Origin of the sequence: Aureimonas sp. AU12, from assembly GCF_001463705.1 — a bacterium.
GTDB lineage: Bacteria > Pseudomonadota > Alphaproteobacteria > Rhizobiales > Rhizobiaceae > Aureimonas.
In genome coordinates, this window is record NZ_BBWH01000047.1 from 25,280 (window position 1) to 46,139 (window position 20,860).

A 20,860-nucleotide genomic window follows, 5' to 3' on the forward strand; every position below is an offset into this window, starting at 1 on the left:
ACCATCATGCTCATGGAACCGGCGCTGCGCGGCTTTGCCATCGGCGCCAGCCTCATCGTCGCGATCGGCGCGCAGAACGCGTTCATCCTCGAACGCGGGCTGGTGCGCAGCCACGTCTTTGCGTTGTGCCTCATCTGCGCGGTGTCGGATGCGCTGCTGATCGCCGCCGGCGTCGCGGGGCTCGGCACGATCATCGCCTCCCGCCCGGCGCTCATCCTCGCGGTGACGCTCGGCGGCGCGCTGTTCCTCTACGCCTATGCGGCGATCGCGGCACGCCGCGCGCTGCGGCCGGCCGCGATGGACGTGCGCCACGGCGACCGGGCCATGAGCCTGAAGGCCGCGGCAGCGACCTGCCTCGGCCTCACCTTCCTGAACCCGCATGTCTATCTGGATACGGTTGTGCTGATCGGCAGCCTGTCGGCGCGCTACGGCTTCACCGAGCAACGCATCGCCTACGCGGCGGGCGCAATGACGGCGTCGTTCGCCTGGTTCTTCGCGCTCGGCTACGGCGCGCGGCTGCTGGCGCCGCTCTTCGCCAGACCGGGCGCCTGGCGGATTCTCGACGGGCTGATCGCCTTCGTCATGGCATCTCTGGCGACGAGCCTTCTCGTCACCCTTCTTTGATCGACTTCGCCCGCTCGGGCGAAGCCCTTCCGATGACCCGCGGTCGATAAGGCCGCGCGGGGTCGCTCAGTCGTGGCAGTTGCGGTTGGCCACGGCGATCTGCGGCGCCTTGGCACTGGCCTTGTCCTTGCGGCAGGCCTGGCTGGCGGCGGCGATCGCGGCGATGCCGATCTCGCGGTAGTTGCTGAGGAGATTGCTCTCCCGCTCGCGCTCGCTCTTGGAGCGGAAGGCGACATGGGGCTGGTTCATGATGGCAGGCTCTCTTGGGTCCGGATGACAACAGATGGGCTTCGGATTGCGTCGGATTAGCGGCATCTTGGCCTAAAAGCACGAAATCTATACTTAACAAAACGTTGCAGCCGCCATATGTGACGTGAACGCTACATGCTGCGCTGCCGCAAAGATGAACGAAATATGAACGGCACCCGACTCTCTACTTCCCGGCGGATCCATGGCGAAAGGCGACGCTGACGCCGATGTGACCGGGGTTTGTGAAATCGGTGGTTTGCCTGTAGCAAAACGGCCGCCCGGCCTGTCGGTCGCGGCATCGCTCGAACGTCAAGAGGCTTCGGCCGGAGAATGCGCGTGGACGACGGCTTCCGGGGGCTTTCCCTCACCAACACCCTGACCCGCAGCAAGGCCGAGTTCCGGCCGCGCGACTGGCGCATCGGTGGGGTCGCCGAGGCCGACCGGCGCGTGCGCATGTATGTCTGCGGGCCGACGGTCTACGACTTCGCCCATATCGGCAACGCCCGCCCGGTGATCGTCTTCGACGTCCTGTTCCGGCTGCTGCGCCATCTCTACGGCGAGGCAGTGGTCGTCTATGCCCGCAACATCACCGACGTCGACGACAAGATCAATGCGCGCGCCGTGCGCGACCATCCCGCGCTGCCGCTGAACGAGGCGATCGCCCGCGTCACGCAAGGCACCACCGCGCAGTTCCACAAGGACGTCGCCGCGCTCGGCTGCCTGCCCCCGACGCACGAGCCCCGCGCCACCGCCTTCGTGACGCCGCGTGCCGACGGGCTGCCCGACATGGTGACGATGATCGAGACGCTGATCGCGCGCGGCCACGCCTACCCGGCCGGGGGTGAGGTGCTGTTCGACGTCCATTCCATGCCGGCCTACGGCGCGCTGTCGCATCGCAAGCTCGACGAGCAGCAGGCGGGCGCCCGCGTCGCCGTGGAAGCGCACAAGCGCAACGCCGCCGACTTCGTGCTCTGGAAGCTCTCCTCCGACGAGGAGCCGGGCTGGGACAGCCCCTGGGGCCGGGGACGTCCGGGCTGGCACATCGAGTGCTCCGTCATGTCGGCGGCCTATCTCGGCGAGGTCTTCGACATCCATGGCGGCGGTCTCGACCTGATCTTTCCCCATCACGAGAACGAGATCGCCCAGTCGTGCTGTGCCCATGGCACCGAAGAGATGGCCGAGGTGTGGATGCACAACGGCTTCCTCCAGGTGGAGGGACGCAAGATGTCGAAGTCGGAGGGCAACTTCGTCACCATCGCCGACGTGCTGGAGACCGAGAAGGTCGGCGGCCGCCGCTGGCCGGGCGAGGCCGTGCGCCTGCTGATGATGAAGACGCACTATCGCGAGCCGATCGACTTCACGCTGGCCAAGCTCGAAGAGGCCGTGCGCGAGCTCGACCGATGGGAGCGGCTGGCCCGCGCCGCCGGCACTGTGGAACCGGGCGTGGCGGACGAGGCCTTCCTCGCCGCCCTGTCGGACGATCTCGCCATCTCGGCGGCGATCGCGCGCATTCACCAGCTTTTCGACGCGGGCGACGTGCCGGGCGCGCTGGCAAGCCTTTCGCTTCTCGGCATCCACCCGATCCGCGAGGCCGTGCTCGACGCCGGGCTGGAGGCGCGCATCGCGGAACGGCTTGAGAGGCTGAAGGCCAAGGATTTCGCGGCGGCCGACGCGATCCGCGCGGAGCTGACCGAGCAGGGCATCATGCTCAAGGACGGCAAGGATCCCATCAGCGGCGAGCGCGTGACCACTTGGGAACTGAAGCGTTGAGCGAGGCCCGCCGCACGCCCTATCCGCCGATCCAGCCCTACGAGACCGGCATGCTGGCGGTGGGCGACGGGCACGTCCTCTACTACGAGAGCTGCGGCAACCCGGAGGGCAAGCCCGTCATGTTCCTGCACGGCGGGCCCGGCAGCGGCTGCTCGCCCTCGCATCGGCGGCTGTTCGATCCCGCGCGCTACCGGATCGTGCTCTTCGACCAGCGCGCCTGCGGGCGCTCGACGCCGCTCGGCAGTCTCGACGCCAACACGACGCCCGATCTCGTCGAGGACATGGAGCGCCTGCGCACCCATCTCGGCTTGGGGCCCGTCATGCTGTTCGGCGGCTCCTGGGGCTCGACGCTGGCGCTGGCCTATGCCGAGCGGTTCCCCGAGCATGTCACCGAAATGGTGCTGCGCGGCGTCTTCACCGGGCGGCGGGCCGAACTCGACTGGTACTATCGTGAGGGCGCCAGCCGCCTGTTTCCCGACGAGTGGGAGCGCTTTCTCGCGCCCTTGAGCGAGGCCGAGCGGGCCGATCCGGTGGCGAGCTTCCGGGTGCGCCTGCTCGATCCCGATCGCAGCGTGCGGGCCACGGCCGCGCGTGCCTGGACCGACTGGGAGGCTCGAACCGTCTCGATGCGCACGCTGCACGACGCCGTCGGCGGCTTCGGCGCCAGCGACGCGGCCATCGCCTTCGCGCGGATCGAGAACCACTATTTCGTCCATGATCTCTGGCTCGAGGAAGGCCAGCTCATCCGCGACGCCGGCCGGCTCGCCGGCATTCCCGGCGTCATCGTGCAGGGGCGCTACGACGTCGTGACGCCGCCCGTCACCGCCTGGGATCTGCACAAGGCCTGGCCCGGCTCCGAGCTGCAGATCGTCGAGGATGCCGGCCACGCCTTCTCCGAGCCCGGCACGCTCGACCGGCTCCTGGTGGCGACGGACCGGTTCGCGGGCTAGTCTCCCCACAAGCCTTCGCAGGGGAGATCATCGCCATGAGCCTCGACAATCGACCCGTCTTCACCGGCGGCTGCCAATGCGGCGCCGTCCGGTTTCGCATCGAGGGTGCGCTCGGCCGCGCCTCGATCTGCCATTGCCGCATGTGTCAGAAGGCGTTCGGCGCCTTCTACGCACCGCTCGTCTCGGTGGAGGTGGACCGGCTGCGATGGACCCGGCGAGAGCCCCGCCGCTTCCGCTCCTCGAACCATGTGCTGCGCGGCTTCTGCGAGACCTGCGGCACGCCGCTGACCTACGAGGCCCCGGACGGGCTGGCGCTGGCCATCGGCGCTTTCGACGACCCGAGCACCATCGCGCCGGAGGTTCAGTTCGGCGGTGAGGCGAAGCTCGCCTATGCCGATCATCTCGCCGACCTGCCGATGCGGGAGACGATCGAGGATGGCGCTGAGATCTCCTACCTCGCCGACATCCGCTCCCTCCAGCATCCCGACCACGACACCGATCCGAAAGACCCGACATGACGCTGCGCATCCTTTATCCCCCCATCGAACCCTACGCGTCCGGTCACCTGAGCGTCGGTGGGGGACACGAGGTCTATTGGGAGCGCTGCGGCACGCCGGGCGCCAAGCCGGTGGTGTTCCTCCACGGCGGGCCCGGCGGCGGATGCTCGGCCAAGCACCGCCGGCTGTTCGATCCCGCGCGATACGACATCCTGCTCTTCGACCAGCGCGGCTGCGGACGCTCCACGCCGCATGCCGAACTGAACGACAACACGACGTGGGATCTCGTCGACGACATCGAGCGCCTGCGGGCGATGATCGGCGTCGAACGCTGGCAGGTCTTCGGCGGATCGTGGGGCTCGACGCTGGCGCTGGCCTATGCAGAGGCGCATCCAAGCCGCGTCACCGAACTCGTGCTGCGCGGCATCTTCCTGCTGCGGCGCTTCGAAATCCAGTGGTATTACCAGCACGGCGCCTCGCTGATCTTCGCCGACAAGTGGAAGCGTTTCCTCGCGCCGATCCCCGAAGCCGAGCGCGGCGATCTCGTCGCCGCCTACCGCCGCCGCCTGACCTCTGGCGACCGAGCGGTCCAGATCGAGGCGGCGCGCGCCTGGAGCCAGTGGGAGGGCGAGACGCTGACCCTCTTGCCCGATCCCGATGTGTTCGCGCAGTTCCACAAGGATGAGTTCGCCATCGCCTTCGCGCGCATCGAGAACCATTACTTCGTGCATCACGGCTGGCTGGAAGACGGGCAGCTGTTGCGCGACGCCGACCGGCTGAAGGGTATTCCCGGCGTGATCGTTCAGGGGCGCTACGACATGGCGACGCCGCCGGTCTCGGCCTTCGACCTGCACGAGGCCTGGCCCGAAGCGGAGTTCCACCTGATCGAGGATGCCGGCCATGCCGTCTCCGAGCCCGGTATCCTCGACCGGCTCATCCGCGCCACGGACGCCTTCGCCGATCGGTGATATCTGGACGGGCAGCGGGAGCCATCAACGCCGCTGATGTCTCCCATCAACGAAACTCGGGTGCCGGCGGGAAATCGGGCTGATAGGAACGGATGGCACCCTTAAGAGTGCGGTCTTGCGTCTCTGTCTGGTGAGCGTTCCCATGCCGGCATCCCCCGCCGAACCCCCTCGCGGCTTCGCCTTCGCGATCACGGCCTACCTGATCTGGGGCCTCGTGCTGCCGATCTACATGAAGCTCCTGTCGCCCGTCTCGCCATTGGAGATCGTCGCGCATCGCATCGTCTGGGCGCTGCCGCTGGCGATCGGCGTCCTCGCCGTCGCGGGCTCGCTGCGCGGCATCGGCCAGTATCTGACGCCGCGCATCCTCGGCCTGATGACCCTGTCGGCGGCGCTGATCTCGATCAACTGGGGCACCTATGTCGTCGCCATCATCAGCGGGCACGGGGTGGAGGCGGCGCTCGGCTACTACATCAATCCGCTGGTGAACGTGGCGCTGGCGGCGATCTTCCTTGGCGAGCGCCCGAACCGCCCGCAAGCCGCGGCGATCGCGCTCGCGGCTTGCGGCGTCCTGATCCTCACGGTCAAGACCGGCGGCATCCCGTGGGTCTCGCTGACGCTCGCCTTCTCGTTCGGCACCTACGGGCTCATCCGCAAGACCGTGCCGGTCGGCGCGAGCGAGGGGTTCTTCCTCGAAATCCTCATCCTGTTCCTGCCGGCGCTCGGTCTGGCGCTCTGGGTCGCGGGTCGCGGCGAAAACCATTTCGGCGTCGACCTGCCCGAAACCCTGCTCCTGGTCGGCGCGGGCGTCGTCACGGCGGTGCCGCTGATCCTTTACGCGGCCGGCGCGCGGCTCCTGCGCTACACGACGATGGGTCTTCTCCAGTACATCGCGCCGACCCTGATCGCGCTGACAGCGGTCTTCGTGTTCGGCGAGCCGTTCGGCCTCTGGCAAGGCGTCGCCTTCGCCTTCATCTGGGCCGCGCTCGCCCTCTACACCGGCTCGCTTCTGGCCGCACGCCGGGGTGCGGCGACGGCGTCATGAAAAAGGGCGGCTCGCGCCGCCCTTCTGAATTCTTGCATTCAAAGCGACGAGCCTAAAGCCGCTCGATCAACTCGGCGACGCCCTCGCGCGGCGGGGGCGGGGCGGCGGCCTCGATCGCCGGCAGGATCTCCTCGATCCGGTCCACCACGATCGGGCGCACCTGATGCGCCGTGTGGATGAAACCGGCGTCGCGCATATGGTCGAGCAGGCTGGAGAACGGGTCCCAGAAGCCGCCGATATTGGCGATGGCGATCGGCTTGCGATGCCGGCCGAGCTGGCTCCAGGTCATGATCTCGACCAACTCCTCCAGCGTTCCGATGCCGCCCGGCAGGGCAACGAAGGCGTCGGAGCGCTCGAACATCATGTGCTTGCGCTGGTGCATGTCGTCGGTGACGACGAGCTCGTCGAGCCGCTTCAGCTCGCTCTCGGTGGCCTCCATGTCGATGAGGAAACGCGGGATGATGCCGGTCACCTGACCGCCCGCGGAAATCACGGCGTCGGACACGGCGCCCATGATGCCGCGGGTGCCGCCGCCATAGACGAGGCGGATGCCGGCCCGGCCCATGGCGGTGCCGAGGGTCTCGGCCGCTTGGATGAAGGAGGGATCGCGGCCCGGGGAGGAGCCGCAGTACACGCAAAGGGATCGAATCGAGGTCATGCGTCCAAAGTCGGACGCCGGGCCGCTTCGGTCAAGAAGGCGCGCGCCCTTTATGCTGCAGCGCGTCAGCTTCGCGCATCGATGGCGTCGGCGATCTCGTCGGCCATCTTGAGGGTGCGCACGATGAGCGGCACGCCGAGCGTCAGCAACCCGCGTTCCAGCCCGCGCGCGCGCTGCGCCTCGCGAACCTCGTGCGCCACCGTGCCGAGCGCGGGAATGAAGCGGATCGCCAGCGAGATCGCCAGCCCCACCTTCGCCGGATCGGCCCCGAGCGGCCGCAGCCAGCCAAGGCCGCGCTCCAGCGTCTCGACCAGCGCGCCCGTGCGCGTCGTCGCCGTCAGAAGCGAGGCGAGAAGGATGAGGGCCGCAAAGCGCAGGGTCACGGCGAGCGCGGCAGCCGCGCCGGCGGTCCAAAGCTGGACGAGTGCCAGGATCGCCAGCATCGCCAGAGCCGGGCGCAGCTGGCGCCAGGCCAGCGCGATCGGCAGGCGCGCCAGCGGATAGAGCGCCAGAACCGCACCGAGCGCCGCCAGAAGGGGCAGAGGGCCGCGCACGAAGAAGAGGCCGGTGCCCGCCAGCGCCAGCACCGCCAGCTTGAGGCCGGGCGCGGCGGCGTGAACGCGGCTGTCGCGCGCCACGTAGAGACCGCCGATCATGACGCGAGGGCGCGGTAGTGCGCGATCACCTCGGGCGGAGAGCCGTCGGCGACGACGCGCCCGCCATCGAAGCAGAGCACCCGCTCGAAGCCCGCGAGAAGATCGAGATCGTGGGTCACGAGCACCACCGCGCGGTCGGCCGCCTCTACCGCCTGGATGATGCGGCGGGTGTTGCGAAGGTCGAGAAGCGTCGTCGGCTCGTCGAGCACGAGAAGGTCGGGCTCCGTGACGAGCACACCGGCCAGCGCCACCATCTGCCGCTCGCCGCCGGACAGCTCGTGGACGAGCCGGTCCTCGAACCCGCCGAGCCCATGCCGGTCGAGGATCGCGGCGACGCGCGCGGCGATCTCGGCCTTCGGCACCTTGCGCGCCTTGAGGCCGAAGGCGACGTCCTCACCGACGGTCGGGTAGACGATCTGGTTGTCGGGGTTCTGGAACACGAAGCCGATGCGCCGGCGCACCGCCTTGCCGTCCGCGCTCGTGTCGAGACCTGCGACCCGCACATGGCCCTCGCTCGGCAGCAGCAGGCCGTTGAGGAGCCGTGCAAAGCTCGACTTGCCCGACCCGTTGGCGCCGATCACGCCGATGCGTCGCTCCGGCAGGGCGAGATCGAGGCGATCGAGCACGAGCGCCTCGCCGCGCCGCAGCGAGACGGCTTCGAGTTCGATCATCGCCGGCAGGGCGGTCAGCGGCGCGCGGTGGCCGCGCGGCCGGCGCCGATGAGCGGATAGGCGCGCTTCACCGCGACGATGACGGCGGCGGCAACGCCCGCCTTGATCAGGTCGCCGGGCACGAAGGCCAAGGCCGAGGCTGCGAAGGCCGGCAGGAGCGGAGTGCCCGACATCGCGGCATACCAGGGCACGCCGATGAGATAGATGATGCCGATGCCGCCGAACACGGTGATTGCGAAGGCTGAGACGAAGTTGAGGCGCGTCCAGAAGCGCTCCGTCAGCCAGCCGATCACGACGGCGGCGGCGACCCAGCCATAGATGAAGCCCGACCACGGTCCGACGAAGGGCGCGAGACCACCGCGCCCGCCGGAGAGAAGCGGCAGGCCGATGGCGACGAGCACGAGAAAAAGCAGCATCGCCAGTCCGCCGCGCCGCGCGCCGAGAACGCCGCCCATCAGCATGGGGCCGAGCGACTGCGCGGTGATGGGAATGGCGATCGCCGGGATCATCAGCGGCGGGAAGGCGCCGAGCACCGCCATGAGGGCGGCGAAGAGGGCGATGAGGACGATGTCGCGGGTGCTCATGGGATCTCCGGCGTCGGCGCGGCGCTTTGCGGCTGCGGCATCTCGGCTCATAGTCTGTTCGACCCGGCCGGTCGAGACGTCAGATCGCGGTGCGGATGGCTTCCTCGAGGTAATGGGCGCGCATGCGCTTCGTTAGCTCGCCCGGGCGCCCCGTCCCGATACCCGTCCCGTCGATCGCGACGACCGGCGTCACGAAGGCCCCGGCCGAGGTGATGAAGGCCTCGCGCGCGGTCTTCGCCTCGTCCACGGTGAAGGCGCGCTCCTCGACCCGCAGGCCCGCCTCCGCCGCCGTGCGCAGGACGGCCGCGCGGGTGATGCCGTGCAGGATCGCGTTCGACAGGGAGCGCGTGACGATCGCGTCGTCCTGCGTGACGATATAGGCGTTGTTCGAGGTGCCTTCGGTGACGAAGCCGTCCTCCACCATCCAGGCATCGTCCATGCCCTGGCGCCGCGCCTCCATCTTCGCCATCGACGGATAGAGCAGCTGGATCGTCTTGATGTCGCGGCGTGCCCAGCGCAGGTCCGGCACCGTTGCCACCTTGAGGCCGCGTTCGACCTCGGGCGTCTCGATCGACTTGCGGCTCTGTGTGAAGAGGACGAAGGACGGCGCGGTGTCCTCGGGAGGAAAGGCGAAGTCCCGGTCGGCCTCGCCGCGCGTCACCATCATGTAGACATGGCCGAGATCGATGGCGTTGCGGGCGACGAGTTCGCGATGCAGGTCGAGGATGGCCCCGTCCTCCATCGGCGAGGCCAGACGAAGCTCGGCGAGCGAGCGGCGAAGGCGCGTCAGGTGCGCCGCGAAATCGAGCAGCTTGCCGCCGATCACCGCCGTCACCTCGTAGACCCCGTCGGCGAAGAGGAAGCCCCGGTCGAAGACGGAGACCTTGGCCTCGGCCTCGGGAACGAAGGCGCCGTTGACGTAGACGATGCGGCTCATGGGGGCTCCGACGGGCAGGCAGGTGGTGAGAGGACGGAGGCCGGCGACCTCGCGTGGCCCGCTTCTAGCGGGTTGCGGCGTCGGCCGAAAGCCGCCGCCCGCTCCGCCACGGGCCCCGAAGGAAGGCGCGTTTGCGCGGCAGGGCTGCGGTTCGCGGTTGCCGAGGCCCCGTTTCTCCCGCTAGGTCTGATCCGTCAAAATTTGCCGCGCCCGCCGGGCGGGTCCTGCGGCCGTTGGGGAGGACGTGCGTTCGCATGGGTCATTATCTCGGGCTCGATCTCGGAACCTCGTCGCTCAAGGCGCTGGTGATCGACGAGAACCAGACGCCGCTCGCGACGGCGACGGTTCCCCTGACGGTCGAGCGGCCGCATTTCGGATGGTCCGAGCAGGATCCGGCGTCCTGGCTCACGGCCTGCGATGACGTCGTCGCCAAGCTGCGCGCCGAGCATCCCGGCGTCGTCGAGGCGGTGGTCGGCATCGGCCTTTCCGGCCATATGCACGGCGCGACGATCCTCGGCGCCGACGACGCGGTGCTGCGGCCTTGCATCCTCTGGAACGACACGCGCTCGCACGAGGAGGCCGCCGAACTCGACGACGACGAGGCGCGCGCCATCACCGGCAACATCGTCTTCCCCGGCTTCACGGCGCCCAAGCTCCTCTGGGTCGCCCGTAACGAACCGCAGATCTTCGAAAAGGTGCGCCGCGTCCTCCTGCCGAAGGACTATCTGCGGCTCTGGCTCACCGGCGAATCCGTCTCCGAGATGTCGGATGCGGCCGGCACGTCCTGGCTCGACACCGGCGCGCGCGACTGGTCCGACACGATGCTGGAGCGCACCGGCCTGAGCGTCGAACAGATGCCGCGCCTCGTGGAAGGCACCGAGGTCAGCGGCACGCTGCGGTCCGAGATCGCCGCGCGCTGGGGCTTGGCAGCCGGCGTCGTGGTGGCGGGCGGCGGCGGCGACAACGCGGCCTCGGCCTGCGGCGTCGGCGTGACGCGGCCCGGCACCGGCTTCCTGTCGCTCGGCACGTCCGGCGTGCTCTTCACTGCCAGCGCCGGCTACGATCCGGTGCCCGAGACGGCGCTGCATACGTTCTGCCATGCGATTCCCGGCCTGTGGCACCAGATGGGCGTGACGCTTTCGGCCGCCGGCTCGATCGAATGGCTGTCGCAGGTGCTGAAGGAAAAGCCGGGCGAGCTGACCGCCGCCGCCGGCACGCAGCTGCGCCGTCCCGGCCGCCTCCTGTTCCTGCCCTACCTCTCGGGCGAACGCACCCCGCACAACGATTCGGCGGTGCGCGGCGCCTTCGTCGGACTGGAGGCGGATACGACGCGCGAGGACATGACGCGCGCAGTGATGGAGGGCGTTGCCTTCTCGATCCGCGACTGCCTCGACGCCGCGCCGAACGCCTCCTGGGTGCGCCAGCTCATCGCGGTCGGCGCGGGCTCGCGCTCCGAGCTCTGGCTGAAGATGATGGCGAGCGTGTTGGAGACGCCGGTGGCTTTGCCGGCGGCCGGCGATTTCGGTGCCGCCTTCGGTGCCGCGCGCCTCGGTCTTTGCGCGGCCACCGGTGCCGATCCCGCCAGCGTGATGACCGACCCGCCGGTCTCGGCGCGCTACGAGCCGGAAACCGCGATGCTCGAAGCTTATGCGGAAGCGCACCAGCGCTATCAGGCGCTCTATCCCGCGCTGAAGGAAGCCGCGCGCCGCAAGTAGCGGTCTGCAGCGAGGCGCGACATCGGCGGTGCGGCTGGCGCGTTGCCGATGTCGCTGCAGGGGAACGGGGCACCGGTCTGCCTCGCTCCGAAGCCCATCAGCCAATACGAACACATGGAAAAGCCCCGGTCGATCGCTCGGCCGGGGCTTTTCCATGAGACGTGCCGCGCGACCCGGAGGGCGCGCGGCGAAGAGGATCGAACCTTACTTGGCTTCGGCGGTCAGGTAGTCGTACTTACCGTTCTTCCATTCGTAGATCACGTAGCCCGGCAGGGTCACGTCGCCCTTGGCGTCAAACTTCAGGTCGCCGATCACGGTCGGGATCGACTCGCTGTCGAGTGTCTTGACGACGGCGTCGTACTCGGTCGAGCCGGCCTTCTTGACGGCTTCCGCCCAGGTCTGGATCGCGGCGTACGTGTAGAGGACGTAGCCCTCGGCCGTCTTGCCCTGCTTTTCGAGCTCGGCGACGATCGGCGCGGCCTGCGGGTTCTTGCGCGGGTCCGGCGAGAAGGTCATGAGCGTGCCTTCGCCAGCATCGCCGGTAATTGCCCAGTATTCGTCGGTGACGATCGCGTCGCCCGACATGACCACGGCCGCGAGGCCCTGTTCCTTAGCCTGACGGGCGATGAGGCCGGCTTCCGTCTGGTAGCCGCCGATGTAGATCAGCTTGATGTCGGCCTGCTTCATCTTGGTGATGAGCGAGGAGAAGTCCTTTTCGCCGACCGTATAGGACTCGGCGAGAGCGGGCTTCTTGCCGGCCGCTTCCATGAACTTCACGGTCTGGTCTGCGAGGCCCTTGCCGTAGGCCGACTTGTCATCGAGCACGGCGACGGCGCCGTCCTTGAACTTCTCGGCGATGTAGTTGCCGGCGACTTCGCCCTGCTGGTCGTCACGGCCGCAGACGCGGTAGATGCCGGGGCCGGGGCGCTTGTCGGTGAAGTCCGGGTTCGTCGAGGCCGGGGAGATCTCGATGATGCCTTCTTCCGAGTAGACCTGGCTGGCCGGGATCGAGGAGCCCGAGCAGAAGTGGCCGGCCACGAAGGAGACGCCCTGCGAGGCGAACTGGTTGGCCACGGCCACCGCCTGCTTGGGGTCGCAGGCATCGTCGCCGATGGAAAGCTTGAGCATCTCGCCGTTGACGCCGCCGGCCTTGTTGATGTCGGCCACGGCCTGCTCGGCGCCGATGCGCAGCTGCTCGCCGAAGGAGGCGTTCTGCCCCGTCATCGGGCCGGCGACGCCGATCGTGATGTCGGCGAAGGCCGCGCCCGAGAGCAGGAGATTGAAGGCCACACCGGCCAGAAGCGCTTTTTTCATCTTGGACTTTCCCATTGAACCGAAGCGACGAAGCGACCATCCCGCCTTGACGGGATTCTCTGCTACTTCGAGGCGATTAAAGACAGCTTCCGGCCTCGTGGGAAGGGTGTTCCCCATCAAAGCGCATGTTTTTGCCTGATATTTTCGACATCAGGCTTTGTGCCCAGCATTTGGGCGCAGGAACCCGTATTGCCGGGAGACCTGCTGCGAGCGCGTCGCGAGACGGCCCACCACCGCCACCCCGAACAGGATGACGAAATCGACGAGCCCGTAGTGCAGGGCGGTCGGGAGCGTCGACACCGGCAGGAAGAACGAGCCGTTGAAGAGCGAGAAGTGCAGGAAGCGGATCGCGACGGTGAGGAGCAGGGTGTAGAGCACCATCAGCCCCCAGCCGCTCCAGCCGAGCGCGGTGGCGCGGCCGACGGCATAGGCGAGCGCCCCGCCGATCACCAGCGTGACCACGAGGAACTCGACCCACGAGACTTCCCAGAGAAGGGCCATATCGGGCGTCATCAGTGGTGCCCTCCTTCGAGATAGGCGCTGCGCACTTCCTCGCGCGACAGGAGATCGCGCCCCGTGCCGCTCATCGTGATGCGACCGTTGACCATGACGTAGCCGCGATGGGCGAGACGCAGTGCGTGGAAGGCGTTCTGCTCGACGAGGAAGACCGTCAGGCCCTCCGTGCGGTTGAGCTCGCGGATCACCTCGAAGATCTGCTTCACGATGATCGGCGCGAGGCCGAGCGAGGGCTCGTCGAGGAGCAGAAGCTTCGGCCGGCCCATCAGGGCGCGGGCGATCGCCAGCATCTGCTGCTCGCCGCCCGACAGCGTGCCGCCGCGCTGCGAGGCGCGCTCCTTGAGGCGCGGAAAGAGATCGAAGACGCGGCGAAGATCCTGGTCGAAGTGCTCCTGCCCGACGAGCGTCGTGCCCATCTGCAGGTTTTCGAGGACCGTCATCCGACCGAAGATGCGCCGGCCCTCGGGTGACTGCGCGATCTGGCGCGTCATGATCGAGTGGGTCGGCAGCTGCGCGATGTCCTCGCCGCGGAAGAGGATCTGCCCGGCGCGGGCGCGCGGGTTGCCGCAGATCGTCATCATCAGCGTCGACTTGCCGGCGCCGTTGGCGCCGATCAGCGTGACGATTTCGCCCTCATAGACGTCCATGTCGACGCCCTTGAGCGCCTGGATCTTGCCGTAGAAGGTCTCGACGCCGCGGATCTGGAGCAGCGGCTGGGCGGCGGTGGTGCCGGCGGCCACCGGCGGGTGCGCGGTGACGGTGCTCATGCGGGCGTTCCCCCGTTGGTGGTTGCGGGATCGACATGGGCCTGCGCGATCGCGCCGTCGACGTCGCCTTGATCGAGCTTGGCTTCGACGGCTTCGACCTCCTCGTCGTCGACACCGAGATAGGCGGCGATGACGCGAGGGTCGGACTTCACCTGCGCGGCGTTGCCGTCCGAGATCTTCTTGCCGTAGTCGAGCACGACGATGTGGTCGGAAATCTCCATGACGACGCCCATGTCGTGCTCGATGAGCAGGATCGAGGTGTCGAACTCATCGCGCACCGAGCGCAGCAGCTCGTTCAATTCGGACGATTCACGCGGGTTGAGGCCGGCCGCCGGCTCGTCGAGACAGAGGAGCACGGGGTCGGTGCACATGGCGCGGGCGATCTCCAGACGGCGCTGGTCGCCGTAGGAGAGATCGGCCGCCGGGTCGTCGGCGCGGTCGAGAAGCGCGGTGCGGCGCAGCCAGTCCACCGCGCGGTCCTGCGCGGCTTCCTTGGCGCGGCGATAGCCTGGCAGGCCCAGGAGCCCGCCGATGGTGAAGCCGGACGCCGCCATCAGCTTGTTGTGCTGCGCGACGAGAAGGTTCTCGAACACCGTCATGCCGCCGAAGAGGCGGATGTTCTGGAAGGTGCGCGCGACGCCCGCGACTTCGGTGATCTTGAAGTCGCTCATGCGCTCGAGCAGGAACAGCTCGCCGCCATCGGCCTTGAGGCTCTGGCCGCCGGACTTCGTCAGCGCGTCGACGGTGGCGTCGCCGATGCCGCGCCCGCGGCGCAGCGAGATGCGCCCTTCGGTCGGCTTGTAGAAGCCGGTGACGCAGTTGAAGACCGTGGTCTTGCCGGCGCCGTTCGGCCCGATGAGCGCGGTGATGTCGCCGCGCCCGACCGAGAAGGACAGGTCGTTGATCGCGGTCAGCCCGCCGAAGCGCATCGTCAGATGCTCGACGGTGAGAACGGGATCCTGCATCCAGCGACCGGGCAGGGGGGAGGCGATGGGCGTCGGGGGGAGGGAGGTGGCGGCCATGATCAGTGTCCCTCGCCCTGCGCGACCATGTCGGCGCCGATGGACTTGCGCTCCTTGTAGACGGCGGATGGCTGGCGCGACGACACGAGGCCGCGCGGCTTCCACACCATGATCGCCACCATCGCTACGCCGAAGAACACCATGCGGTAGCGGCTCGGGTCGAACTCGGCGCCGAAGATGTCCTGGATGAAGGTCAGGTTTCGCATCAGCTCGATACCGCCGATCATCACCAGCGAAGCGAAGACGACGCCGAGCTGCGAGCCGAGGCCGCCGAGAACCACGATGGCGAGGATGATCGCCGATTCGAGGAAGGTGAAGCTTTCCGGCGAGATGAAGCCCTGGCGGGTGGCGAAGAACGACCCGGCGAACCCGCCGAACATGGCACCGGTGGCAAACGCCGTCAGCTTGACGTTGGTCGTGTTGATGCCGAGCGCACGGCAGGCGATCTCGTCCTCGCGCAAGGCCTCCCAGGCGCGGCCGACCGGCATGCGGCGCATGCGGATGGTCACGAAGTTGGTCAACAGAGCGAGCGCCAGGATGATGTAGTAGAGGAAGATGAAGCGGTGAATACCGTCGTAGGGAATGTTGAAGTAGGCCGAGAACGAGCCTTCGCCGCGACCGAAGTCGAGGCCGAACAGCGTCGGGCGGGGAATGCCGAGAAGGCCGTTCGGGCCGCCGGTGAACTCCGACCAGTTGAGGAGGACGACGCGGATGATCTCGCCGAAGGCGAGCGTCACGATGGCAAGATAGTCACCGCGCAGGCGCAGCACCGGAAAACCGAGGATGACGCCCCAGGCGGCGGCGAAGAGGCCGGCCATCGGCAGGCAGACCCAGAAGCCGAGCTCGAAGTTGATCGCGAGCAGCGCGAAGGAATACGCGCCGACCGCGTAGAAGGCGACGTAGCCGAGATCGAGGAGGCCGGCGAGGCCGACCACGATGTTGAGACCCCAGCCGAGCATCACGTAGGTTAGGATCAGGATCGATAGATCGATCAGGTAGCGGTCGCTCGACGGAAACAGCGCGCGGATGAGGAAGGGCAGGGTCAGCGCCACGAGCATCATGGCGATGCCGAGGATGCGACCTGCCGAGAACCGGCCGGGTGCCTTCACCGACTTTACGGTCTTCGATCGCGACGACGACGCGCCCTTTCGCTGGAACAGCGCGAGGCTGAGCACGAACCGAACCGCGAAGGCGATCGCGATCAGGGTGAACCACAGTTCCCAGCGAGCATAGATGATGAGGCCGCCGGGCGCGATGTCGGAGCGAACGGCGACGAAGAAGAGGGTCAGCGCCGCGACGATGCCCGCCGTGATCCCTGCTTCGCGGAAGGCCTTGGCGACGCTGATCGTCGTCTCGGGCTCGGGCGTGAAAGGGGGCTCGCCCCGAGCGGCATCGCGCTGGCGCTCGGCTTCGATCTCGGCGTTTTCCGGCGAGGCGGAGGAGGATGAAAGGTTCGACATGGGGCTCAGACCTTCTCGACTTCCGGCCGGCCGAGAAGGCCGGAGGGCAGGAAGATCAACGTGATCGCGAGGATCGAGAACGCCGCGACGTCCTTGTACTCGACGGAGAAGTAGCCCGACCAGAAGGTCTCGATGAGGCCGATCGTCAGGCCGCCGAGCATCGCACCGGGCAGCGACCCGATACCGCCGAGAACGGCGGCGGTGAAGGCTTTCACGCCGGCGAGGAAGCCGATGTAGAAGTCGATCACGCCGTAATAGAGAAGGTACATCGTGCCAGCGACGGCGGCGAGCGAAGCGCCCATGACGAAGGTCAGCGAGATCGTGCGATCGACGTTGACGCCGAGCAGCGAAGCCATCTTGGCGTCCTGCTCGCAGGCGCGCTGCTGACGTCCGAGCGGGGTCTTCGAAATCAGCGCCGAGAAGGCGAACATCAGGACGAAGGTCGTTACGATGATGGTGATCTGCATGTAGGAGATCTGCACGTTGCTGTTGATCGCGATCGAGCCCTGGATCTGCGAGGCCAGCGGCTTGACGCGAGCACCCTGCGCGACCTGCACGAAGTTCTGCAGGAAGATCGACATGCCGATGGCGGTGATCAACGGCGCCAGCCGGAACGAACCGCGCAGCGGACGATAGGCGATGCGCTCGATCGACCAGCCCCAGAGGGCGGTGAACAGCATGGCGATCACGACCATCAGCAGCAGCACGATCGGCAGGAAGGTGATGCCCGCGGCGGCAAGGATGAGGAAGACGGTGAGGGCGATGAAGGAACCCAGCATGAACACCTCGCCATGGGCGAAGTTGATCATGCCGATGATGCCGTAGACCATCGTATAGCCGATCGCGATCAGGCCGTAGATCGAGCCCAAAGTGATGCCGTTGATCAGCTGCTGCAGGAAATAATCCATGAAACGCCTTTGTTTCGAAAGGACCCTGACGGACGGCGGAGGCGGCACGAGGCACGGTCTTTCGCATCGCGAACAGGCATGCGGAATTTCTTAGCAACCGCTTCACGCTTCGCCAATGCCCGTCGAAGGTGCAAAGCGTGGATAAGCCGTGTCGCTGCCACCCTTTCGACGCGAACCGGGTGCAGCTGCGACCATCCGCGCCCCAAAGCGGAGCGCGTTCGTCCGCTTTCCTTTGTGCTGGAATCGTTCTAAACAGGGTGAACGAGCGACGGCCGAGCCCTTGAGCGGCAGGCCTCGTGGAGGAGATCGACCGCGATGCGCCTGACCCGCCAGACCAACTACGCCATCCGCATCCTGATGTACTGCACGGCCAATCCGGACCGGCTGAGCCGCGTCGGCGACATCGCCGCGGCCAACAATGTCTCCGAGCTTTTCCTGTTCAAGATCCTGCAGCCGCTCGTCGAGGCCGGGATGGTGCAGACGGTGCGGGGTCGCAACGGCGGAGTGCGGCTCGGCAAGCCCGCCGACACGATCACGCTACGCGCCGTGGTCGAGGTGACCGAAGAGAGCTTCGCGATGGCCGAATGCTTTGAGACGGGTGCGGTCGATTGCCCGCTCATCGACAGCTGCGCCCTGAACGCCGCCTTGCACGCCGCGCTCGACGCCTTCCTGACGACGCTCGGCGGCTACACGATCGAGAGCCTCGTGAACTCCAGCGGCTCGATCCATGCCAAGCTGGGGTTGGGAACCCCGCTTGCCGCCGTGGCCGTGCCCGCCGCGGCGCTGGCCGCCGTCAACTGATCAGCCGAGCATGCGTTCGATGAGCTGGATCTGCCGGGGCAGGCAGACCCGCTTGAGATCGTAGCCCTCCACGACGGTTCGCCGCGCCGCGCGGCGCATCTCGCGGTATAGCTCGGGACGGCGCAACGCTTCGGTGACGGTCTCGGCGATCTCCCTGGGATCGAAGAAGTCCACGAGCAGCCCGTTCTCGCCATGGCGCACGACCTCTTCGACCGGCGGCGTGCGCGAGCCGATGAGCAGGCACTCGCTCGCCATCGACTCCAGCATCGACCAGGACAGAACGAACGGATAGGTCAGGTAGACATGCGCGTCTGACACCTGCAGCAGCTGCTTGAAGACATCGTAGTCCAGCTTGCCCACGAAATGGACGCGAGATTCGTCGACCGGGTTTTCCTTCAACGCGCGGGCCTTATAGCTCTCGCCCTCCGGCAGCCGCGAGCCGTAGCTGACGCCGTCGCCGCCGACGATCACGATATGCGCGGTCGGGTTGGCCTCGAGGATACGCCCCACCGCTCGCATGAAGACGTGGAAGCCGCGATAGGGCTCCAGGTTGCGCGCGACATAGGTGACGAGCGGCACGGACCCGTCGAAGGTCAGCCCGTGACCGAGCGTGACGCGCGGGTTGTTCGCGGGGGTGACCAGATCGGTGTCGACGCCGTCGTGGATGATCTCGACCTTCGGCTGGAAGATCGCGGGAATGCGGCTGTGCTGCCAGGCGGTCGGCGATAGGCCGACATCCGTCGCCTCGAGGCAGGAGAGGATCATCTGGTTGCGGATGCGCAGCTGGAAGCGCAGTTCGGGATTGCTCGGAAATTCCGGGTCGAAGCCGACATCGGCGCCCACCGCGCTGTAGAAGAACTCGATGTAGCTCAGCAGCGGAACGTCGGGGAAGACGTCCTTGACGAACTGCGTCTCGCCCCAGCCGCTATGGCCGATGATCACGTCCGGCCGGATGTTCTCCTTCTGCATCTGCAGCAGAAGGCGGGCGACGCCTTGGCCGTGCAGCACCGCGTCTTCGAGTGTGCGCAGATAGAGATGGGTTTCCGGGTTGGGCTTGCGATGCGGCGTGTATTCCACCAGCCGCACGTTCGACAGGCGGTTCTGGGTCGGCTTGGTGATGAAGAAGATGCGGTTTTCGGCCGAGAGCGCCCGGCACAGATGCAGGAACTGGCCGGGGAAATTCTGGTGGACGAAAAGAAGCGTCTTGTTCCGGATCATACGAAAGCCTGTCTCCAGCGCGGGGAGGGGCGCCGGCGACGAACAGGGCTGCGCCGACATGAAAGGGGCGCCGCTCGCCTGACGGTGAGCCGCGCCCTGGGTCGAATCATCGATGCCTCGAAGATTACTCTTCGCGGAAGGCACGGTCCATCGAACTGCTGATCGGCGACAGGATGTAGTCCAGCGCCGTGCGGGTACCCGTCGGCACGATCACCTCGGCGGGCATGCCGGGATAGAGCCTGACGTCGCCGGCCATGTGCGCCAGCGACTTCGGGTCGACCTCGACATCCGCGGTGAAATACGCGGTGCCGTTTTCCATCGTCAGCCGGTCCGGCGAAACGCGCAGGATCTTGCCCTCGGCCGACGGCGTCGTGTGCTGGTTGTAGGCGGTGAGCTTCACCTGCGCGGCCATGTTCGGCTTGATCTTGGCGATGTCCTGCGGGTTGATCATCGCCTCGATGATGAGGTGCGTGTCGTCCGGCACGATGTCGAGGATGCGCTCGCCGGCGCCCACGACGCCGCCATCGGTGAACTGCGTCAGGCCGATCACGGTGCCGGTGGCCGGCGCGTGGACGTCGGTCAGCGCCAGGGTCGCGCGGGCCGACTGCAACCGCGGAACGATGTTGGCCATCTCGGACTGGACGGTGCCGATGCCCTCGTTCGCCTCGGTCAGGCGATCCTGCCGTAGCCGGTTGATCTGCATCTGTGCCTCGCCCTGCGTCTCGCGGGCCTCGGCGATCTGCGACTTGAGGCTGCCGGTCTGCCCGCCGAGATCGACGGAGGCACGCTCGAGCGCCAGGACCTGCGTCTTCGGCGCCAGTCCCTTCTTCAGGAGCGAGGCGACACCGGCCTTCTCCTCCTCGATCAGCTCCTGCTGGCGATTGATCGAGGCGATCTGCACCTCGTAGCCGCCGATGCGGGTGTTGAGCTGCTGGACGCGCTGCTCGAGAATGCCGACCTGCGTCGTCAGCGACTGGCGACGCGTGTCGAAGAGCGTCGTCTGGTCGGCGATGAGCTGGGCGATTCCCGGATCGTCGCGGCGCTCCAGCACCTCGGGCGGGAAGGTGATCGCCGGCTCGTCCTTCGCTTCCGCCGTGAAGCGGGCGCGCCGGGCGAGGAGGTTCATCAGCTGGTTGTCGTAGACCTCGTAGGCCGAGCGCGCCTGCACGTCGTCCATGCGCATGAGCACGTCGCCGGCCTCGACGCGCTGCCCGTCGCGCACCAGCACCTGCTTGACGATGCCGCCGTCGCGGTTCTTCACGACCTTGCGGCTGTCCTCGACCTTCACGACGCCGGTCGCCAGAACGGCGCCGCTCAGCGGCGCGAAGGCCGCCCAGGTGCCGAGGCCGACGATGAAGACGCCGACGATCACCGAGCCCGCGATGATCGGCTTGCGAAGACCAAACTCGAAATCGCCGTCCGCGTCGCGGGCGGTCGGTGGCTTGGCCTTGACGAGCGCGGTCTCCGGCGCGCCCTCGGAGGGTTCGGCAGGTTCGGGCTTCTTGCGGAAGGCGATCACGGACATGTCGGGTC

General features: G+C 67.5%; 22 protein-coding genes. 8 read left to right on the forward strand and 14 right to left on the reverse strand.

Going from position 1 to position 20,860, the window contains the following annotated elements; translation table 11 throughout:
• Window positions 1-12: 12 nt before the first annotated feature.
• The gene (locus AUL33_RS18765) at window positions 13-624 is read left to right on the forward strand and encodes a LysE/ArgO family amino acid transporter (protein ID WP_374754449.1); all 612 of its coding nucleotides are present in this window, start codon (window positions 13-15) and stop codon (window positions 622-624) included.
• A 66-nt stretch (window positions 625-690) separates the two neighbouring features.
• Here the strand turns inward: AUL33_RS18765 and AUL33_RS18770 are convergent, their stop codons facing one another.
• Window positions 691-873, reverse strand: a complete 183-nt coding sequence (locus AUL33_RS18770; RefSeq protein WP_062211964.1) for a hypothetical protein — start codon at window positions 871-873, stop codon at window positions 691-693.
• Between the two features lie 336 nt (window positions 874-1,209).
• Between AUL33_RS18770 and cysS the strand changes: the two genes are divergently transcribed.
• From cysS to rarD, 5 genes are all read left to right on the forward strand, one after another.
• Window positions 1,210-2,643 carry a cysteine--tRNA ligase gene (cysS, locus tag AUL33_RS18775; RefSeq protein ID WP_062212075.1) on the forward strand — a complete coding sequence of 478 codons (1,434 nt, stop codon included), beginning with the start codon at window positions 1,210-1,212 and terminating at the stop codon, window positions 2,641-2,643.
• Window positions 2,640-3,593 (forward strand): prolyl aminopeptidase, encoded by a 954-nt coding sequence (gene pip, locus AUL33_RS18780; protein ID WP_202815313.1) that lies wholly within the window; start codon window positions 2,640-2,642, stop codon window positions 3,591-3,593. Before cysS ends, pip (AUL33_RS18780) begins: the two co-directional genes overlap by 4 nt.
• A 35-nt stretch (window positions 3,594-3,628) precedes the next feature.
• Complete coding sequence (locus AUL33_RS18785) at window positions 3,629-4,111, forward strand: GFA family protein (protein WP_062211972.1); 483 nt, start codon at window positions 3,629-3,631, stop codon at window positions 4,109-4,111.
• Window positions 4,108-5,058, forward strand: a complete 951-nt coding sequence (gene pip, locus AUL33_RS18790) for a prolyl aminopeptidase (protein ID WP_202815314.1) — start codon at window positions 4,108-4,110, stop codon at window positions 5,056-5,058. Before AUL33_RS18785 ends, pip (AUL33_RS18790) begins: the two co-directional genes overlap by 4 nt.
• Window positions 5,059-5,200: 142 nt before the next feature.
• Entirely contained in the window at window positions 5,201-6,100 is a 900-nt protein-coding gene (gene rarD, locus AUL33_RS18795) for an EamA family transporter RarD (protein ID WP_062211975.1), read from the forward strand.
• A gap of 52 nt (window positions 6,101-6,152) precedes the next feature.
• On the opposite strand, the gene AUL33_RS18800 is transcribed toward rarD, so the two are convergent.
• From AUL33_RS18800 to AUL33_RS18820, 5 genes are all read right to left on the reverse strand, one after another.
• Window positions 6,153-6,758: a TIGR00730 family Rossman fold protein gene (locus AUL33_RS18800; RefSeq protein ID WP_062211978.1), complete on the reverse strand. Its 606-nt coding sequence runs from the start codon at window positions 6,756-6,758 to the stop codon at window positions 6,153-6,155.
• Between the two features lie 65 nt (window positions 6,759-6,823).
• Window positions 6,824-7,414 carry an energy-coupling factor transporter transmembrane protein EcfT gene (locus tag AUL33_RS18805; RefSeq protein ID WP_062211981.1) on the reverse strand — a complete coding sequence of 197 codons (591 nt, stop codon included), beginning with the start codon at window positions 7,412-7,414 and terminating at the stop codon, window positions 6,824-6,826.
• Entirely contained in the window at window positions 7,411-8,085 is a 675-nt protein-coding gene (locus AUL33_RS18810) for an energy-coupling factor ABC transporter ATP-binding protein (protein WP_062211984.1), read from the reverse strand. Before AUL33_RS18810 ends, AUL33_RS18805 begins: the two co-directional genes overlap by 4 nt.
• Before the next feature lie 14 nt (window positions 8,086-8,099).
• Window positions 8,100-8,669, reverse strand: coding sequence for a biotin transporter BioY (locus AUL33_RS18815; protein WP_062212079.1), 570 nt, complete (start codon window positions 8,667-8,669; stop codon window positions 8,100-8,102).
• 79 nt (window positions 8,670-8,748) lie between these two features.
• The gene (locus AUL33_RS18820) at window positions 8,749-9,606 is read right to left on the reverse strand and encodes a D-amino-acid transaminase (protein ID WP_062211986.1); all 858 of its coding nucleotides are present in this window, start codon (window positions 9,604-9,606) and stop codon (window positions 8,749-8,751) included.
• A gap of 254 nt (window positions 9,607-9,860) precedes the next feature.
• Between AUL33_RS18820 and xylB the strand changes: the two genes are divergently transcribed.
• A complete protein-coding gene (gene xylB / locus AUL33_RS18825; RefSeq protein WP_062211990.1) occupies window positions 9,861-11,321 on the forward strand; it encodes a xylulokinase in 1,461 nt (486 codons plus the stop codon).
• Between the two features lie 204 nt (window positions 11,322-11,525).
• On the opposite strand, the gene AUL33_RS18830 is transcribed toward xylB, so the two are convergent.
• From AUL33_RS18830 to AUL33_RS18855, 6 genes are all read right to left on the reverse strand, one after another.
• On the reverse strand, window positions 11,526-12,635 hold the full coding sequence (locus tag AUL33_RS18830) for a branched-chain amino acid ABC transporter substrate-binding protein (protein WP_062211994.1): 1,110 nt from the start codon (window positions 12,633-12,635) through the stop codon (window positions 11,526-11,528).
• A gap of 150 nt (window positions 12,636-12,785) precedes the next feature.
• Entirely contained in the window at window positions 12,786-13,148 is a 363-nt protein-coding gene (locus tag AUL33_RS18835) for a DUF6867 family protein (RefSeq protein WP_062211997.1), read from the reverse strand.
• The gene (locus AUL33_RS18840; protein WP_062212000.1) at window positions 13,148-13,918 is read right to left on the reverse strand and encodes an ABC transporter ATP-binding protein; all 771 of its coding nucleotides are present in this window, start codon (window positions 13,916-13,918) and stop codon (window positions 13,148-13,150) included. Before AUL33_RS18840 ends, AUL33_RS18835 begins: the two co-directional genes overlap by 1 nt.
• Window positions 13,915-14,940 (reverse strand): ABC transporter ATP-binding protein, encoded by a 1,026-nt coding sequence (locus AUL33_RS18845; RefSeq protein ID WP_062212003.1) that lies wholly within the window; start codon window positions 14,938-14,940, stop codon window positions 13,915-13,917. The genes AUL33_RS18840 and AUL33_RS18845 overlap by 4 nt, the downstream gene beginning before the upstream one ends.
• Window positions 14,941-14,942: 2 nt before the next feature.
• Window positions 14,943-16,400, reverse strand: coding sequence for a high-affinity branched-chain amino acid ABC transporter permease LivM (livM, locus tag AUL33_RS18850; protein ID WP_082652734.1), 1,458 nt, complete (start codon window positions 16,398-16,400; stop codon window positions 14,943-14,945).
• A gap of 5 nt (window positions 16,401-16,405) precedes the next feature.
• Window positions 16,406-17,308, reverse strand: a complete 903-nt coding sequence (locus AUL33_RS18855) for a branched-chain amino acid ABC transporter permease (protein ID WP_062212006.1) — start codon at window positions 17,306-17,308, stop codon at window positions 16,406-16,408.
• Window positions 17,309-17,623: 315 nt separating this feature from the next.
• Between AUL33_RS18855 and rirA the strand changes: the two genes are divergently transcribed.
• A complete protein-coding gene (gene rirA, locus AUL33_RS18860; protein ID WP_062212008.1) occupies window positions 17,624-18,109 on the forward strand; it encodes an iron-responsive transcriptional regulator RirA in 486 nt (161 codons plus the stop codon).
• Here the strand turns inward: rirA and AUL33_RS18865 are convergent, their stop codons facing one another.
• Complete coding sequence (locus AUL33_RS18865) at window positions 18,110-19,327, reverse strand: glycosyltransferase family 4 protein (RefSeq protein ID WP_062212011.1); 1,218 nt, start codon at window positions 19,325-19,327, stop codon at window positions 18,110-18,112. It lies immediately after the preceding gene.
• Window positions 19,328-19,451: 124 nt separating this feature from the next.
• Window positions 19,452-20,852, reverse strand: a complete 1,401-nt coding sequence (locus AUL33_RS18870; protein ID WP_062212015.1) for an HlyD family type I secretion periplasmic adaptor subunit — start codon at window positions 20,850-20,852, stop codon at window positions 19,452-19,454.
• Window positions 20,853-20,860: the final 8 nt, after the last annotated feature.